The 16118-nt window shown below is 69.0% G+C and carries 17 protein-coding genes and 1 pseudogene; 10 read left to right on the top strand and 8 right to left on the bottom strand.

Annotated features, from left to right (window positions below; all coding sequences use genetic code 11):
• Nucleotides 1-424 precede the first annotated feature (424 nt).
• On the top strand, nucleotides 425-2083 hold the full coding sequence (locus L6E10_RS38315; protein ID WP_236225054.1) for a lectin: 1659 nt from the start codon (nucleotides 425-427) through the stop codon (nucleotides 2081-2083).
• A complete protein-coding gene (locus L6E10_RS40590; protein ID WP_275677344.1) occupies nucleotides 2068-2190 on the top strand; it encodes a hypothetical protein in 123 nt (40 codons plus the stop codon). The genes L6E10_RS38315 and L6E10_RS40590 overlap by 16 nt, the downstream gene beginning before the upstream one ends.
• A gap of 234 nt (nucleotides 2191-2424) precedes the next feature.
• On the opposite strand, the pseudogene L6E10_RS38310 reads toward L6E10_RS40590, so the two are convergent.
• From L6E10_RS38310 to L6E10_RS38300, 3 genes and pseudogenes are all read right to left on the bottom strand, one after another.
• A pseudogene (locus L6E10_RS38310) lies at nucleotides 2425-2571 on the bottom strand (helix-turn-helix domain-containing protein); the annotation flags it as partial.
• Between the two features lie 118 nt (nucleotides 2572-2689).
• Nucleotides 2690-3418: an SDR family NAD(P)-dependent oxidoreductase gene (locus L6E10_RS38305; protein ID WP_236225053.1), complete on the bottom strand. Its 729-nt coding sequence runs from the start codon at nucleotides 3416-3418 to the stop codon at nucleotides 2690-2692.
• Between the two features lies 1 nt (nucleotide 3419).
• On the bottom strand, nucleotides 3420-4496 hold the full coding sequence (locus tag L6E10_RS38300; protein WP_236225052.1) for an alkene reductase: 1077 nt from the start codon (nucleotides 4494-4496) through the stop codon (nucleotides 3420-3422).
• A 65-nt stretch (nucleotides 4497-4561) separates the two neighbouring features.
• Between L6E10_RS38300 and L6E10_RS38295 the strand changes: the two genes are divergently transcribed.
• The 3 genes from L6E10_RS38295 to L6E10_RS38285 all read left to right on the top strand — a co-directional run bounded on the left by L6E10_RS38295 (nucleotide 4562) and on the right by L6E10_RS38285 (nucleotide 7498).
• A complete protein-coding gene (locus L6E10_RS38295; RefSeq protein ID WP_236225051.1) occupies nucleotides 4562-4900 on the top strand; it encodes a helix-turn-helix domain-containing protein in 339 nt (112 codons plus the stop codon).
• Nucleotides 4901-5234: 334 nt separating this feature from the next.
• Entirely contained in the window at nucleotides 5235-6641 is a 1407-nt protein-coding gene (locus L6E10_RS38290) for an FAD-dependent oxidoreductase (protein WP_236225050.1), read from the top strand.
• A 656-nt stretch (nucleotides 6642-7297) separates the two neighbouring features.
• Nucleotides 7298-7498, top strand: a complete 201-nt coding sequence (locus L6E10_RS38285; RefSeq protein WP_236225049.1) for a hypothetical protein — start codon at nucleotides 7298-7300, stop codon at nucleotides 7496-7498.
• A gap of 248 nt (nucleotides 7499-7746) precedes the next feature.
• Here L6E10_RS38285 and L6E10_RS38280 read toward each other — a convergent pair whose 3' ends face one another.
• Nucleotides 7747-8208 carry a VOC family protein gene (locus L6E10_RS38280; RefSeq protein WP_236225048.1) on the bottom strand — a complete coding sequence of 154 codons (462 nt, stop codon included), beginning with the start codon at nucleotides 8206-8208 and terminating at the stop codon, nucleotides 7747-7749.
• A 175-nt stretch (nucleotides 8209-8383) separates the two neighbouring features.
• On the opposite strand from L6E10_RS38280, the gene L6E10_RS38275 reads away from it, so the two are divergent.
• Nucleotides 8384-8671, top strand: coding sequence for a hypothetical protein (locus L6E10_RS38275; RefSeq protein ID WP_236225047.1), 288 nt, complete (start codon nucleotides 8384-8386; stop codon nucleotides 8669-8671).
• A gap of 113 nt (nucleotides 8672-8784) precedes the next feature.
• Here the strand turns inward: L6E10_RS38275 and L6E10_RS38270 are convergent, their stop codons facing one another.
• The 4 genes from L6E10_RS38270 to L6E10_RS38255 all read right to left on the bottom strand — a co-directional run bounded on the left by L6E10_RS38270 (nucleotide 8785) and on the right by L6E10_RS38255 (nucleotide 13072).
• Complete coding sequence (locus tag L6E10_RS38270; protein WP_236225046.1) at nucleotides 8785-10509, bottom strand: acyl-CoA dehydrogenase family protein; 1725 nt, start codon at nucleotides 10507-10509, stop codon at nucleotides 8785-8787.
• A gap of 226 nt (nucleotides 10510-10735) precedes the next feature.
• Entirely contained in the window at nucleotides 10736-10972 is a 237-nt protein-coding gene (locus tag L6E10_RS38265) for an acyl carrier protein (protein ID WP_236225045.1), read from the bottom strand.
• Between the two features lie 470 nt (nucleotides 10973-11442).
• Entirely contained in the window at nucleotides 11443-12540 is a 1098-nt protein-coding gene (locus L6E10_RS38260) for a calcium:proton antiporter (RefSeq protein WP_236225044.1), read from the bottom strand.
• 130 nt (nucleotides 12541-12670) lie between these two features.
• Nucleotides 12671-13072, bottom strand: a complete 402-nt coding sequence (locus L6E10_RS38255) for an SSI family serine proteinase inhibitor (RefSeq protein ID WP_236225043.1) — start codon at nucleotides 13070-13072, stop codon at nucleotides 12671-12673.
• A 243-nt stretch (nucleotides 13073-13315) separates the two neighbouring features.
• Here L6E10_RS38255 and L6E10_RS38250 point away from each other — a divergent pair, with 243 nt between their 5' ends.
• From L6E10_RS38250 to L6E10_RS41110, 4 genes are all read left to right on the top strand, one after another.
• Nucleotides 13316-13903, top strand: coding sequence for a D-alanyl-D-alanine carboxypeptidase family protein (locus tag L6E10_RS38250; protein ID WP_236225042.1), 588 nt, complete (start codon nucleotides 13316-13318; stop codon nucleotides 13901-13903).
• A gap of 90 nt (nucleotides 13904-13993) precedes the next feature.
• Nucleotides 13994-14611 (top strand): TetR/AcrR family transcriptional regulator, encoded by a 618-nt coding sequence (locus tag L6E10_RS38245; protein ID WP_236225092.1) that lies wholly within the window; start codon nucleotides 13994-13996, stop codon nucleotides 14609-14611.
• A 460-nt stretch (nucleotides 14612-15071) separates the two neighbouring features.
• Nucleotides 15072-15446, top strand: coding sequence for a hypothetical protein (locus tag L6E10_RS38240; protein ID WP_236225041.1), 375 nt, complete (start codon nucleotides 15072-15074; stop codon nucleotides 15444-15446).
• A gap of 45 nt (nucleotides 15447-15491) precedes the next feature.
• Entirely contained in the window at nucleotides 15492-15992 is a 501-nt protein-coding gene (locus tag L6E10_RS41110; protein WP_236225040.1) for a hypothetical protein, read from the top strand.
• The last annotated feature ends 126 nt before the right edge of the window (nucleotides 15993-16118 follow it).

Raw genomic sequence — 16118 nt, 5'->3', positions numbered from 1 at the left:
CGCAGAGCCACGACTCGCGAGCCAATGCAGCCGCGGACAGGGCAGAGTCAGCGCACCACCCAGTTAATTGTTAGCGCTCACCTGGAGCATGCGCCGTCGAATTGGCGTCGAACCATCTGACCTTGGAATCACATAAGAGCAGGTTAAAGCAGCTTTTCGGCCGCAGTCGAACATCCCATCTCGAATGAAGGCTTCATCCAGGCCGACGAACATCCCTGCTTATCGGAACCATCTTGTGAACGTGAACAACCGGTGCGACACTGGCTCCGTCGAAGTCGGGCGTCACTGGCGGAAGCCGCCCCGTCACAGCCCGTCGGCGGACCTGTCCAACCCCGGAATCCGGAGCATCGGGCAACGCTTCGCCCGACCGTGTGGCAGCACGGATGGCAGCCGGAACGTCGTACGCACCGAGGAGTGAAACCAGGTGACAGCAACACGACTTCCCCGTCCCCGCAGGGCGGCGACGCTGTTGGCGGCAGGCACGCTGCTGCTGTCCGCGGTGACGGCGGTACTGCACACGTCGTCCGCGCAGGCGTTGGAGAACGGTGTGGCGCGCACCCCGCCGATGGGGTGGAACTCGTGGAACACGTTCGGCTGCAACATCAACGAGGCGTTGATCCGGCAGATGGCCGACGCGATGGTCAGCTCCGGCATGCGCGACGCGGGCTACCAGTACGTGGTCGTCGACGACTGCTGGATGAACCCCAACCGCGACTCGTCGGGCAACCTCCAGGGCGACCCGAGCCGGTTCCCCAGCGGCATGAAGGCGCTCGGCGACTACATCCACGGCAAGGGCCTCAAATTCGGCATCTACCAGGCGCCGCTGGCCGAGACGTGCGCGCAGTACTTCGACTCCTACCCCGGCGCCACCGGCAGCCTGAACCACGAAGCGCAGGACGCCCGCCAGTTCGCCGCCTGGGGTGTCGACTTCCTCAAGTACGACTGGTGCTCGCCCAGCGGCACGATCGACGACCAGGTGCGCACGTTCGCCAAGATGCGCGACGCCCTCGCGGCCACCGGGCGTCCGATCGTCTACAGCATCAACTCCAACAGCATCCACGACAAGACCGGGCCGCGTCGCGACTGGGGCGACGTGGCGAACATGTGGCGCACCACCGAGGACATCACCAACAAGTGGGACACCGGGCAGACCAACGGCTACCCGATGGGCATCCAGAACATCGTCAACGTCACCGTGCCGCTCGCCTCCTACGCCAGGCCGGGGGCGTTCAACGACCCCGACATGATGGAGGTCGGCCGCGGCGGCATGACCGACACCGAGATGCGCAGCCACTTCGCCCTGTGGGCGATCATGGCCTCACCTCTGATCGCAGGCAACGACCTGCGCAACATGAACGCCGCCACTTCCACGATCCTGAAGAACGCGAACCTCATCGCGATCAACCAGGACAGCCTCGGCCTGCAAGCCCGGCAGATCTCCCACGACGGAACCCGCCGCGTCCTGGCCAAGCGGCTGGCCAACGGCAACGTCGCGGTCGCCCTGTTCAACCAGGGCGGCGGCACGACCACCGTCTCGACCACGGCGAGCGCGATCGGTCTGCCGGGCAGCTCGTTCACGCTGCGCGACGCCTGGACCAACGGCACGACCACCACCTCCGGCGCCATCTCGGCCAGCGTCCCGGCGCACGGCACGGCGGTGTACGTCGTCAGCGGCGGCGGAGGCCCCGCGCCCACGTCGTTCTCCTTGGTGAGCCAGAACTCCGGCCGTTGCCTGGACATCCCCGGCAGCACGCCGGCCAACGGCGCCCTGGCCCAGATCTGGGACTGCAACAGCCAGACCAACCAGCGTTTCACCACGACCACGGCCGGTGAGCTGCGCGCCTACGACGGCGCGAAGTGCCTGGACGTCTACAACCAGGGCACGGCCAACGGCACCGCCGTGACGTTGTGGGACTGCAACGGCCAGGGCAACCAGCAGTTCCGCGTCAACTCCGACGGCAGCGTGACCGCGGTGGCGTCGGGCAAGTGCCTGGACGTCAACGGCGGCGCCACCGCCAACGGGACGAAGGTCATCATCTGGGACTGCCACGGCGGCACCAACCAGAGGTGGACCCGCACCTGATCTTCGAGCGCGACCCCGCGGGCTTCGGGTTCACCGCCGACCGGAACGACACCAACGCCTCACCCACCCCGTCCACCCTCAACGGCTCGGCCCGCACGGCGCCCTGATCCGGCGGGCCGGTCGCGGCGGTGCGGTGGCGTCATGCTCCCGCACCGCCGCGACATCCGCACCGAGCACGTCCCCGGCAACACCGCACGAGAGACCTCGACCGGGAACACCCTGCCACCCGTTCGACGGCTTCGACGGCGGGCGACTCCCGTTCTCGTCGCGACCGCCGTCTTCATCGGCGCGACCACCTCGGCCCGTGCTCTTCGGCGAGGCCGATGGCGTGGTCCAGGTGTCCGACCGCGTCCTCGTACAGGCCCGCGGCTCGGCAACGGGCACGAGGACCGATCGGCCAGGTCGGCGACGCCGAACTCGCGGTAGCGGCCAACCCACCGCTGTGCTGTGCCGACCGACTTCTGAAACCGCTCGGCCGCCCGTCGAACGAGGGCCTCCTGGTCGTCGGTGCGGATGTCGCAATCCGCACCGAACCCGCAGGCCCACCGCACTCCTGGATCATCCGATCACATGTCGGGCTGTTCGCAACCTCGCTGCGCAGCACATCTAGACCTGGTTTCGTCCTCCGTCGACGAACAGGTCCGATCCGGTGATGTAGCTGGCGTCATCGGAGGCCAGGAAGAGCACCGCGGCGGCAACCTCCTCCGGCCGGCCCACGCGCGCCAGCGGGATGGTCGCCGCACCGGCCCGCACGAACTCGCGGACGTCCGGGTCGATGCTGGTGTCGATGTAGCCCGGGCTCACCGCGTTCACCCGCACACCCCGCCCGGCCAGTTCCACGGCGAGGGTGCGGGCCAGCGCGCGGGCACCCGCCTTCGCAGCGGAGTACACGCCGAGGCCCGGCAGGCCGGCGGTGGCGGCGATGGACGACATCAGCACGATCGACGCGTGCTCGTTCAGCGCCGGCGCCAGCGTCTGCACCGTCAGGTAGGGCGCGCTCAGGTTTCGGGTCAGCACGTCGTCCACCTCGTCCGGACTGACCTGACCGAACGGGGTGTGGGTGCCGCCTCCTGCGTTGGTGAAGAGCACGTCCAGCCCTCTCCCCCGCTCGCGCACCGCCGTCAGCAGAGCAGCGAGGTGGGCGGGATCGGCCGCGTCGCCGCGCACACCGGTGGCCGACGGACCGAGCTCGGCCACGGCCTCGTCCAGCGCACCGGCACGACGTCCGGTGATCAGCACGTGAGCTCCCTCCGCGACGAACCGGCGGGCCGTGGCCAAGCCGATTCCGGCCGTGCCACCGGTGATGACCGCAGTGCGGCCCTCGAGCGTGCCCACCTCAGGCCGCCAGCGGCGGGTAGTCGAGGAACCCCTTGTCGGTGCCACCGTAGAAGGTCGAGTTGTCCGGCTCGTTGTACGGGCCGCGCCGTGCGATGCGCTCGCCGAGGTCCGGGTTGGCGAGCCAAGGGGCACCCAGTCCGACCATGTCGGCGCCGGCGGCGAGACCGTCGGCGACCCGGTCGTGCGGAGCCTCCGGTTCGGCGGTCCGATGCGGGTTCAACAGCAGCACTCCCGGCCAGTACTTGCGCACCAGCGCGGTCAGGTCGCGGTGGCCGGGTGACTCCGAGACGTCCAGGAAGGCCAAGCCGTCGCCGGCCAGTTCCCCCAGCAAAGCTTCGTAGAGCTCCTCGGAGTTCCCCTCGTTGATGCCCTGGATCGTGCTGGCCGGCGAGATCCGCACCGACGTCCGGTCCGCACCGGCCGCACCGGCGATCGCCCGGACGGCCTCGACGACGAACCGGATGCGGTTCTCCGTGCTCCCGCCCCACTCGTCGGAGCGCAGGTTCGAGTCCCGGCACAGGAACTGCTGCGGCAGGTACCCGTTCGCCGCGTGCAGTTGAACACCGTCGAAGCCCGCGGAGACCGCCAGCGAGGAGGCCGTCGCGAAGTCCCGGAGCGTAGCCCGGATGTCGTCACCGGTCATGACCGCGGGCACCGGGTGGTCCTTCATGCCGTCGGGCGTGAAGGTCTGGCCGGGTGCCGCCACCGCCGAAGGTGCGTGGCCGTTCAGCCCGCCCCGCATGCTCGGGTGCCCGGTGCGTCCGCCGTGGAAGAGCTGCAGGTAGATGGCGCCCCCGGCGTCGTGCACGGCGTCGGTGACCTGCCGCCAGCTCTCGGCGTGCTCGGGCGTCGTGATGCCCGGTGTGTTCGGATATGCCTTGCCGCGCAGGCTGATCTGGGTGGCCTCGGTGACGATCAGACCGGCACCGGCGCGCTGCCGGTAGTACTCGGCGATCGAGGCGGTGGCCAGCCCCTCTTCGGTGCCCCGGCTGCGGGTCATCGGGGCCATGGCGAGGCGGTTGCGGACGGTGGTGGCACCGACCCGGAGGGGCGAGAAAGCGTTGGTATCACTCATGATCCCCAGCTTCGGCCGGAGCCGCTCGCTTGCCAACCGGCCGATAACCGGCTTACTCTGAGTAAGTGACCAGGTCAACCGCGGCAAACCCCCAGGTGATCGACTCGGCTGGCTGCGAGATCGCGGGCGAGATCATGAGCTTCGTGTCACGCCGCTGGACCTCGGCGATCATGCTGGCCGGCGGCAGGGGTGCGCGGCGGTTCAGCGAGTACCGGCACATGGTCGACGGCATCTCCGGACGCATGCTGTCGGTCCGACTGGCCGAACTCGAGCAGCACGGCTTGATGCGCCGCGAGGTGGTGCCGAGCATGCCGGTGCAGGTGCTGTACCACCTGACCGAACGGGGCCGGAGGCTGCTCAGCGCGGTGGACGCCATGACCCGCTGGGCGCACGACGCAGGCTGAGCCACTCGTCTGGTCGCCGGTGGCCGGGCGGCTCCGCTCCATCGTGGTGATCATGGCGGCATACCGCCCGTGAAGTGTCTCCGCTGCCGCCGGGCGGCCGCGAACGGGCTCTCGTGCGCGGCACGACGCATGGGCGTAGCCAACCGCAGGAGGTCACGCATGGAGAACAGGATGGGGAACCCGTCCTGTCCGCTGGGCTCGTAGCCGAAGTTCTGCGCGAAGGCCTCCGCCCACCACGCGCCGCGGTGTGGAGGCCGCGGGTGACGGCCGCCGAACAGCGGATTCGCCTCGGCTGGATCCCGTGTTGGATTCACACAGAACCGGGGGTGGCGGCGTGGCGGTTTCGCGGCGGGAAGTGTTGCGGTGGACGGGAGCGGCGGCGGCTGTAGCGGCCCTCGGCGATGCGGCAGTCGCGAACGCACGGCCTCCGCGCTGGGCTCGGCTGCGCGCTCACCTGGACGGTGAGCTGCTGTTGCCCGGTGATGACGGTTACGACACCGCGCGGCTGCCGTTCAACTCGCTGTTCGACCACCACCGACCGGCCGCGATCGCCCGGTGCGTGCGGCCGCAGGACGTCCAGCACTGCCTGGAGGAAGCACGTCGATCCGGTGTCAGGGTGGCCGCCCGCGGCGGTGGGCACAGCTATGCCGCCTACTCCACCCCGCACAACGGCTTGGTAGTCGACCTCGCGCCGATGGCCGGGGTCGAGGTACGGCTCGACGGCACCGCGGTGGTGGGCGCGGGAGCACGCCTCGGCCAGGTTTACTCGGCACTCACGGCCGCCGGCCGGTGCCTGCCACTGGGCAACTGCCAGTCTGTCGGTATCGCGGGGTTCACCCTCGGCGGCGGCCTCGGCTGGACGCAACGCACATACGGCCTCGTGTGCGACAGACTGCGTGCCGCCAAGATGGTCACGGTGGACAGCCGGGTGGTCACCGCGTCAGAGGACTGCGAATCCGAACTGTTCTGGGCGTTGCGCGGCGGTGGCGGCGGCAACTTCGGGGTTGTCACCTCGTTCGAGTTCGCCACCGCGCCGATGCCGGAGGTGCTGACCGTGTTCCGCGTCCGGTTCCCGGCCGGGTCGGCGGCGGACGTGCTCGGCGGCTGGCAGCCGTGGAGTGTGGTGCTGCCCGAGGAGATCTCCACCTCCTGTGTGGTCATGCCGAACGGTGCGGCGGACGTGTTCGGCTGCGGGGTCGGGCGCGAGGGTGTGGTGCTCGCGGAACTCGCCCGCCTGCTCGACGCGGTCGGCGTCAACGCGCCGATCGAGCACGGCGAGGTCGATTACCCGACTGCGACAGCGATCATGACCGGTGGTCAGCCGACCCGCAACGCGTTCCGTGCGTCGTCGCGGATCGTGAACAGGTGGCACGCCCCGGCGGCGGTGGCGGACACGGTGCGCGGCATGGACAGCGCGCTGCTCGTCCTGGGTGCGCTCGGTGGGGCGATCGACCGGCGGACGCCGACGGACACGGCTTATCCGCACCGCGGCGCACCGACCTCCGTCGAACCCTTCGGCTCTGTCGGCACCCTGCCGCCCGACCAGGTCACGCGTGAGGTGGACCAGGTGCAGAAGGCATTGGGCGACCTGATCGGCACCGGCACGTACATCAACTACCTGGACCCGTTGCAGCAGGACTGGGCGCAGACGTCATACCGGCACAACCTGCGCCGACTGCGTGCCGTAGCGCGCCGCTACGACCCGGACCACGTGTTGCGATTCCCCCAGTCGGTGCGCTGAGCCCGAGTCAGCTCCGACGCCACCGATCCTGCCGAGTTGCCGCACATCAGCAACGGCACACGATGGCCAAGCCGGACGCCGGGTCTCCACCTGTCCTCACAAGAGTCGTGCGATCCAGCCGCGAACTACGCGATCGACGAGTCACGTCTTCATCGACAGAACGCCATCTCCACGGCGGCATGGAGCAGGCACCCGCCATTGAGTGACCGGTTCGAAAAGAGCTGGCGTGTCAGCTTTGCCTACGGGACACGCCGAAGCAGTTCGGCGAGATCCACCAAACCCGGCTGGCCTCCGTCGGGCAGGCCGGTCCCAGGATCGCACCGGGAGGCCGGTTCTCCGGCTCGGTGTCGGTGCGGAGCCGCCGCGTCGTCGAGGCAGCCGTGACTCTAAGCGGCCAGTCGGCGTCGCCGCCGCACCTGCACACCGTTCCGTTGGCGCACAACAGGATCACACCGCCGTGGCTGCCCGGTGAAGAGACGGTCTCGCAACTGGTCGCTCCACGGTGGACGGCGTGGAGTTCTCGCCGGTCTGGTCGGGTGACGCCGAGCTGACGCTGCTCGACGATCTACCGGCCGACCTGGCCGACCTCCGCCTGTTGGCCCCATCAGCGTCGGGCAGGGGCACTACTTCTCGTACGCCGAAACACTCCACAGTGGATGTTTGCGCCTGAGAACCACTCGGCTCGTCAGGACTCACAGCTGCGCGGGACCGACGCCGAAGCTGTCGACCCGGACGCCGCCTCGGGCTCGTTGCCGCACAGCCACTTTCCGCGGGCCTGCGGCATCGAGCCCGAGGACAAGGCGGTGTGCCTGTACCTCGCCCGGACCTTCACCGCCCGCACGAGAGGAGCACGATGACCGTCGATCTCGCGGCGGATGCCGCCCTCACCTGCACCACCGACCCGGACCAGCAGCTCGTCGTGTGGACCGCCGAACCCGGCACCCCCCTCGCACGACGACCTGCGCATCCTCACGTCCGGGGCCGCGGCCGACCACCGGCACGAGGTCGGCTCGCGGGCTGAGCGCCCCGAGGAGGTGGTCGGCCCGGTCCGCCGAGGCGGGGCGATGGGTCGCCGGCGGGCGGGACGACCACCTCCGGGGCGTCCTCAGTTCAGGACGCGGTCGTGGAACTGCGGGAGCGGGTGCGGGACCTTGCCCTCGGGCACCGGCGCCTGGCCCGACGGGTCCGGCGAGAACGAGATGAGCTCGATGAGGTAGCCGTCGGGGTCCGGGACCAGCGTGATGGTGATGCCGCCGACCTTCAACGGCGGGTCGCACGCGAGGGCGTAGCCCGCGTCCGCGATCTCGGCGGCGGCTGCCGCGGCGTCGTCGACGGTGAGGACGAACGGCGTCCACGCGGGCGCGCCGGACTGGACCGGCATGCTGTCGCCGCACATCAGCACCACCCTGCCCTGACCGCTCGCGTCGGCGAGCACCACCTCGGTGACGTCCGGTGCGGTGAACTCGACCCGTTGCAGCACCGACAATCCGGTCGCTTTCGTGTAGAAGGCGATGGACCGTTCCAGATCGCTGACCACGATCTTGGCGTAGCTCAAGCGGGTTTCCATGGCGTTCGCACCTCCGTGCGTTCGATGTCGTCGCGGGGACGATCAAGCTCAATACAATGTGTTATGTATGATCTTGTCCACACTCGGCGAAGGAGCATGGCCGCAAGTGCACCCCTGGACGGGTCACTGTTCTCTCCTTGAACCTCGATGGGCCCCGCTGAATTACTTCGCGGGCTTGTTCAATCTCAGTCCCACCGACGAAGACTTCGAACAAGCGGCGGATGAGTGGCGCGAGAAACGCCTGGATCCGGTTCGCTTCTGGATCATTGAAGCTGTCGCGTCTGATGATCCCGTATCCGAAGAACGCCGTAGGGCACCACCCGCCTGTGCAGCGCAACAAACATTGAAGCCGAGCGTTGCTCTTTCCAACGATGTTTCTTTCTCGCCGCCGGTGTGTGACCGCGGGGGCGGCAAACACGAACGACCCCTCGCGGACAGCGTGGCCGCCCAGTTCAAGTCCTGAGCGGGCATCCGGCCCTGGAGGTAAATCACTGGATGCAGGCGCTCGGTCTCGTGCGTTCGTCCGGCACACCTCGGCATTTGACGACACGATCATCTTGGCTCAATCAAATCGGACTACGACGTCCAACTCTCCGGCAGAGATGCGGTCAAGTAGTTCACGGTCGCGAAGGCCGAAGGAGTCAGGTCCGCAGTCACACCGAACGCCTCGATGAGCTGGTGGAGGTGCGGCGCCAGTTCTTCGACGAGTTGCGTGTGGCGTTCCTCAAGCTCACGGACCTCAGCAGGCTCGACAGTCCCGTGAACGATGTGCCAAGACGCGGTCCGCAGCACTTCTCCGGTTCCGTACAGCTCGGCGACACGCTCCAGCAAGCTTTGAGCACCGGCGTGGTCCTGGCAGGTCGAGCGCAACTCATGAGCCGCCCACGCGGCCGCACTCGCTTCTGCGATCTCGATCGCCTGCTGCCCGCCTCGGGAGCCCCGCCTCTCGGCCAGGGCGCGGGCGCGCAGGTCCAGCAGTCGTTGCCAGGCCGGAACCTGACCGGCCGGCCGAGGGAGCAGGGCCGCCCGGTTGGCGGCCACGGCCAAGCCCGCGGCGACCTGGAGGACCTGGTTGTCCCCTTCCGCGGTGATGGCGCCTTGAGTGATCCCGATGTAGTCGACGATCATGTTGGCGCGGAACATGCCCTGCGCACCCATGCGTTCCCGGCATTCCTGGAGGACGTCCAGGGCCGTCCACGTCAGCATCGGTTTGGCCAGCATCGCCAGGAGGGAGCTGGCCCCGTCGGGTGAGGCGTTCTCCCCCGGTTCGATCGCCGCCCAGGCCGCGTTGCCCAGCGCGGAAGCGGCGTACACCCTCGCGACGGCCGCGGTGAGCGGCAGGCGGACGTTGTCCCGGTCGAGCATCCACTTGCCGCCGGCGGTTCGGCGGTGGGAGGCGTAGCGAGCGGTGAGCGACAGAGCCGCGCGGGCAGCGGCGACCGTCCCGGTGGCCAAGGCCACGCGTCCGGTCTGCAGCTGCCCGATGGTGTGGTGGAAGCGCTTCCGCCGCGATGGCACCGAACTGTGGAACTTGCCGGACTGGTCGAACGATGCGATACCTCCCGACAGCCAGCCGCCTTCCGGCACCACGGCGCCGTCGAAACGCGTGGCAGCGTTGTCCATCGGACAGAAGCCTTTATCCGGCAACCGGTGGGTCTCGACACCCGGAACGGTTCCCGAACGGTCGCGCAGCGAGAACAAGAAGGGGAAGACGCCTTCGTCCCGGCCCTCCACGATCAGACGAGCCGCCACAACCGCAACTTTGGGCACCTCGCCATCGGCCACGTTGGGCATGAACTTGACAGCTGCGGAATCCGGCGTGTGCAACGTGAACTGCCTCAGCAGCGGATCCCACCTGGCTTCGGTCTTCATCTCCAGCACGTTGCTGCCGTAGCCCAGTTCCGTGAGCAGGAACACCCCGACGTACTCCGCGTCGTCAAGCCGGGCCAGCGCGCTTCTCTGCTCGGAAGAGGCGGTGCCCAACCGCTGAATCGCGCCGGCGGTCAGGACGAAATGACCGCTCAACACGGCGAACAGGTCCGGCGTGACAACAGCCGACCACTCGAACAAGCTCCGCACGGAGGTCAGATCCATGGCGATCCGGCTCGACGCGCCGAGCTTGGCGACTACGGCTCGCAACTGCTCATAAGCTGCCCTGGCCCGCTCCTGGTGCGAGCTTCCCGGCTCCACCAGCCGTCGTGCGGAAACGATCGCGGCACGAGCCGGGTTGTCCAGGTCGGCGGAGAAGAGCACTGATCGCAGTGCTGCGACGGTGTGGTCATCCAGCGCGGTCGGGAGCATCGCACTTGCCCTCTCATAATGATGTGCCAGGGAGAATCAACACTGCTCAGCCAGGGCGTCGGCGATGCAGGCCCGCATTCCCGGCCCGGCTCGTCCGAGACCTTGAGGCCCGGTGGCTGGAGCGGTTCAAGACGCCGCGCGCCGACGCCTTTCAGGTCTGCTCGACGTCCACGCCCGCCGGCCCCACCATCCCCCCGGTCGGTGGCATCAGCGGCACAGCATGTGGTTATGCGGCGACCTTGCGGCTCATCAACGCGGCCACATCGGCGATCGTGACGACCGCCGCGATCTCTTCATCGGAGAGGACGGTGTTGTAGCGCTCTCCGATGACCACGCCGAACTCGACCACGTCGAGGGAGTCGGTCAGCACCTCTTCGAGCACGGTGTCCTCGGTGATCGCGTCCGCCGGAACGGCGAACCTGGTGGTGAGGATCGCGGCGATCGTGCCATGCAGAGTGGGCAAGGCCATTCCTCCTACGGCAAGCGGTGTGCACACAACGGGTGGGCCGTGGCGAGAACCACCATGCGTCAGGAGGAGCAACCGGAGCCTGCGGAGAACCGCAGCAACGGCAACGTGATCCCGCAGCGGCGTCACTCGGCGCCGTGGGGAGATCTCGCTGTTCGTGCCGCCTTCGGCGAACTGCAACACGATCCGCGCCCGCAACGCCAACACCTGCACGTCTTGTGCGACCGCGTCCAGCCGTGCAACACGCTCGCCCAGGCCTCGTCCGTCAGCTCACCACGTCCGAACGGCCGAGCTTCGCGTCCGCGCGGGCGGCGTCATCAGGCCTGATCGGCCGTACGTCCACTGTGGACCTGCCGACCGGAGCCGACAGCACTCCCAGTCCAGCTGACGACGCAGATGCCCTGTGACGCAGCGCGGTCGGACGCAGGAGCCGGGCACAACGGGTTCACCGACAAGTGCGGATCCCGTTACGGGTTCACGGCCAGGAACAGGAACGCCGCCAGCAGGACCAGGTGCACACCGCCCTGCAGGCGGGTCGCGCGGCCGGGCACGACGGTCAGCACGCTGACGAGGACCGTGAGCAGCAGCAGGATCATCTGCGTCGAGCCGAGGCCGAGCAGGAGCGGGCCGTCCAGCCAGATCGTCGCCAGCGCGATGGTCGGGATGGTGAGGCCGATGCTCGCGATGGCCGAGCCGTAGCCGAGGTTGATGCTGGTCTGGATGCGGTCGCGCAGGGCGGCGCGGGCGGCGGCGATGGTCTCCGGCAGCAGGACCAGCAGGGCGATGACGACGCCGACGAACGACTGGGGGAAGCCGGCGGCGCGCACGCCCGCCTCGATCGCGGGCGACTCGATCTTCGCGAGGCCGACCACCGCGACCAGTGCGACGAGCAGGAGGCCGAGCGAGGTGAGCGCGGCCTTGCCGCTCGGCGCTTCGGCGTGCTCGTCGACCTCGATCACGCCCGCCTCGTCGACGGGCAGGAAGAAGTCGCGGTGCCGGACGGTCTGGGTGAACACGAACATCGCGTACAGGCCGAGGGAGGCGAACGCGGCGAACGCGAGCTGCGGCCCGGAGAACTCCGGGCCGGGCGTGCTCGTCGTGAACGTCGGCAGCACGAGCGTGAGCGTGGCGAGCGTCATCACCGTGGCGAGCGCGCCGCCGCTGCCCTCCGCGTTGAACAGGATCGTGTGGTGCTTCAGCGCGCCGAGCAGCAACGCGATGCCGATGATGCCGTTCGTGGTGATCATGACCGCGGCGAACACCGTGTCCCGCGCGAGGGACGACGCCTCCGGCCCGCCGGACACCATCAGCGTGACGATCAGGGCCACCTCGATGATCGTCACCGCGACCGCGAGGACCAGTGACCCGAACGGCTCCCCCACCCTCAGCGCGACGACCTCCGCGTGGTGCACGGCCGCGAGCACGGTCGCGGCGAGCACCACGGCGACGAGCGCGACGAGCACGCCCCCGAGTTCGCGCCCCCACGTCAGGGCGAGCAGGAGCACGCCGAAAGCGGGGGTGATGGTCGTCCAGTGGAGCAGCGGGAAGCGCGGAGCGGCGGCCATGATCCAACCCTCGCACACCCGACGGGCCGCTCGCCATTCGGTGGAGCAGTGATTCCGGATGCGAGAAAATGTGGAGCGGGGCGCCCCTGCCGCGCCCCGCTCCACATTTATCTGGTGCCGTGTTCGATCCCTAGAAATCGAAGAGGGCACCGGTGTGCGCCAGCATGACGCACGAGTTCGGGTAGGTGTGCGCCTCGTTCACGGGCGCACCTCGCCAGAAACCGAACATCCTCACCTCGACGGGGGCGTAGTGGAACGTGCACGCCCTCCCGTCGGCCTGCATGGACTGCAGGTCGGCACCGGCGGACGCCAGCGTCGCGCAGGCGAGGGCCCCGCGCGGGTGCTGGTCACCTCGTCCGCAGGTCAGGACGGTTGCCTTGAAGGCATTGCCGTCGAAGTCCGAGTACTGCGCGGACAGGACCAGCGCCGTGCCCCGCTGTGCGGGCGGGGCGGACGGTGCGGCCTGCGCCGTGCCGGCGAAGGCGAACAGCGAAACGAGCAGAGCGACGAACGCACAAATGCGGCCGGACATGAAAGCGGTCCTCCTGAGACCTCATGAAAACGGGCCGGTTCTCGGCCGCCGAGAATGTTGCCACCCGGATCGGCGGCGGCGAAAGGGGCCAGAAATCGTTCACCGATCACATCTGCGCACCCCGGCGAAAACGAGACTGGTCCGAACGGATGTGTCGCTCGCCACGTTCGTCGGGACACAGCTGCCGAAGGACTGTTACGGGTTGCTGACAGACATCGCCGCCGTCCGACGTATTATCCGATCATGTCCAAGACCTCCAGACGCGTCGTGTCCGGCGTTCTCCTGATCGTCACACTCGTGGTTTCCACCGGCGGCGCGCTGGGTTACCTGGGCAGGCTGACGCTCGTGTTCGACCGGCACGCCGGAAAGCCGCTCGCGATAATCGAGGAAGTACCCGGACCGCCGGGAGGACCGCCCTGCCCGATCGACGCGCGGTACTACGACGAGGCCCCGGAAGGCCTTCGCCCCGAGGTGCTGCAGGCGTGGCTCGCGCTGCGTTCCCAGGCCTCTGAGCAGGGCGTCCAGCTCTGCCTGAACGACGGCAAGCGCAGCCGCGGACAGCAGCGGGCCGAGTTCGACGAGGCCGTGGAGAAGTTCGGCACCGAAGAACTCGCGTCGAGGTACGTCCTGAACCCGCCGGACCGTTCGATGCACGTGATCGGATTCGCGGTCGACATCCAGCCGGTCGAATCCGCGAAATGGGTCGAGAAGAACGGCGGCACCCTCGGCTGGTGCCGCCGTTACGAAAACGAGCAGTGGCATTTCGAGTACGACCCCGGCTATTCGACCGGAGGCTGCCCCGCCCTCATCCCCAGCGCGACGGGCAGTTGACCCGTGCACAAAGGTCCAGACGCGTGACATGCGCGGCAGGTTGCGCCGTCGTAATCTGACAACCCCAGTTACCAGATGGGAGCACCACCGGTGGCCCGTGCCTACGGCGGCATCTCACCCGAGCAGCGCAAGGCCGAGCGCCGGGCGAAGCTGCTCCAGGCGGGACTCGCGCTCTTCACCGGCACGGGCTTCGCGGCCACCCGGATCACCGGGCTCTGCACCGAGGCCGGGGTCTCCACGCGTAACTTCTACGAGGAGTTCGCCTCCAAGGAGGACCTGCTGCGCGAGCTGCACGACCTGATCAACGCCACCGCGTTCGAGCGGGTCCGCACGGCGCTCGCCGAGCTGGAGACCGACGACGTGGCCGTCCGGGTCTCGACGCTGCTGGACGTGTTCGTGCGCAGCGTGACAGCCGATCCGCGCGCGCCGCGCCTGAACTACGTCGAGGCCGTGGGCGTGACCGCCGAGATCGAGCAGCAACACGTCCGCTGGGTGACGACGTGGGCGGAGTTCATCGAGTCGGAGGCCCTGCGCGCGGCGGACGCGGGGACGGCACCGCGCCGGTCGTACCGGCTGACCGCGATCGCGCTGGTCGGGGCCATCACAGGGCTGCTGCGCGAGTGGCAGGCGCACGAGCCGCCGCTCGACGTGGACGAGATCGCCGAGGAGATCCGGGCGCTGGTGCTGGCGGCGATCACTCGGCCGTGAGTTCCTGTTCCCGAGCTTGAGCACGGCCCGCCCTCGTTGGTTCGCATCGAGTGGCGACATCACACGTTCTGAACCACCAGCTGACCGGCACAGAGGTAGCTGACGGCGGGAGGACGACGATGAGGCCGCAGTGGATGCGTACGTTGGCGGCAGCAGTGGGTGCGGTTTTCATCGGTGTCGCTCTGCTCGTGTGGCGGACTGCCGAGCAGGCGTTGCCGCCCACCCCCGAGGTGCGGTGGTCGTCTTGAGGTGGCATGAGCCAGTGCCTGGGCGACCGAAGCTGTGATCCTCCGGCACTGCCCGGTCAGACGATGACGACGATCGCGGTTCTGGCTGGATTCGGAGCGATTCTGACAGCGCTGGTCCTGATCGACGTGGCGCTGCGAGGGCGTGCTCGGCCTGCCGGAGCTGGATGAGCCGGCGTTCGATTCCGGATTCCAGCGCTCCCTCGCCCAGTTCGATGATCGACGGCGTACGGTCGGAGTGGGTCGCGGTGACGGACCGCGGCCGGACGGCGGACTGCGCGTCGCAGGTCGGATCCAGCACTTCGTTCCCACCGCCGGCGGCGATCGCCGGGCACCGCCCCAGAGCTCGAGGCCGTCCGGACGTCGCCCCCGGCGAGCACGACGGTTCCGCGCAGTGGACGTCGGCGGTCGTCGTGTTCGACGGGGACCGGAACCCGCACGTGGAAGCCGTGGGGCCGTTTCCCGGCGAGAAGAACAACATCGGCCCGCCGGTGTTCCACGTCGCCCGGGCGGTGTTCGCCGAAGCCGCGCTGCTCGTCCCCGCCGGGTTCCTGGCGGTGCACTTCCTGCGGTTCGTCTTCCTGTGGTGAGGCTCGCGCTGAACCGTCCCCCGGCCGCCATCCGTAAGCCCAGGCGTGAGCCGCTTCGCCGTCTTCGCCCTGCTCCTCGCCTGCCTCGGCGCCTGTTCGGCCGAGCCCCCGCAGGAGACGGCCTCGCCGGAGGCGCTGGAGGCCGGACCCGTCGCGGGCCCGACGGCCGTGCTGCCGGGCGACATCGCGGAGCTGCGGGTGGAGCAGTCGCCGGCGGTGGGTCCCGTCGTCGCCGACCGCCAGCACTACACGCTCTACTTCACCACCGACGACGGCACCGACCCGCCCGAGCCGACCTGCCTCGAACCCGAGTGCACGCTCGTGTGGGTGCCGCTGCTCGCGAAGGGCGGCCGGTTCGACGCCCCCTCGCTCGACCGGAGGCTCCTCGGCACCGTGCGGCGGCCGGACGGCACGGAGCAGGTCACGATCGGCGGCAAACCGGTGTACCGGCACGTCGACGACGAGCAGGCGGGCGACGCGGTGGGCCACGGCGTCGACGGCAAGTGGTTCGCCATCTCACCTGCCGGAACGCCGGCCGCTCGCTAGCGCGGCGAGATCTCGCCACGCCCGGCCGCGACAGCGCGTCACCCCCGCACGACACACCGGAACCGGCTGCTCCGCGGAGTAGCCGGTTCGTCGCGTTCGTGGTGCTGGAACGATTCGTTTGTACCG

The organism is Lentzea sp. CC55, assembly GCF_021056325.1.
GTDB classification, from domain to species: Bacteria; Actinomycetota; Actinomycetes; order Mycobacteriales; family Pseudonocardiaceae; genus Lentzea; species Lentzea jiangxiensis.
This window is presented reverse-complemented; position numbering and strand designations above follow the sequence as displayed.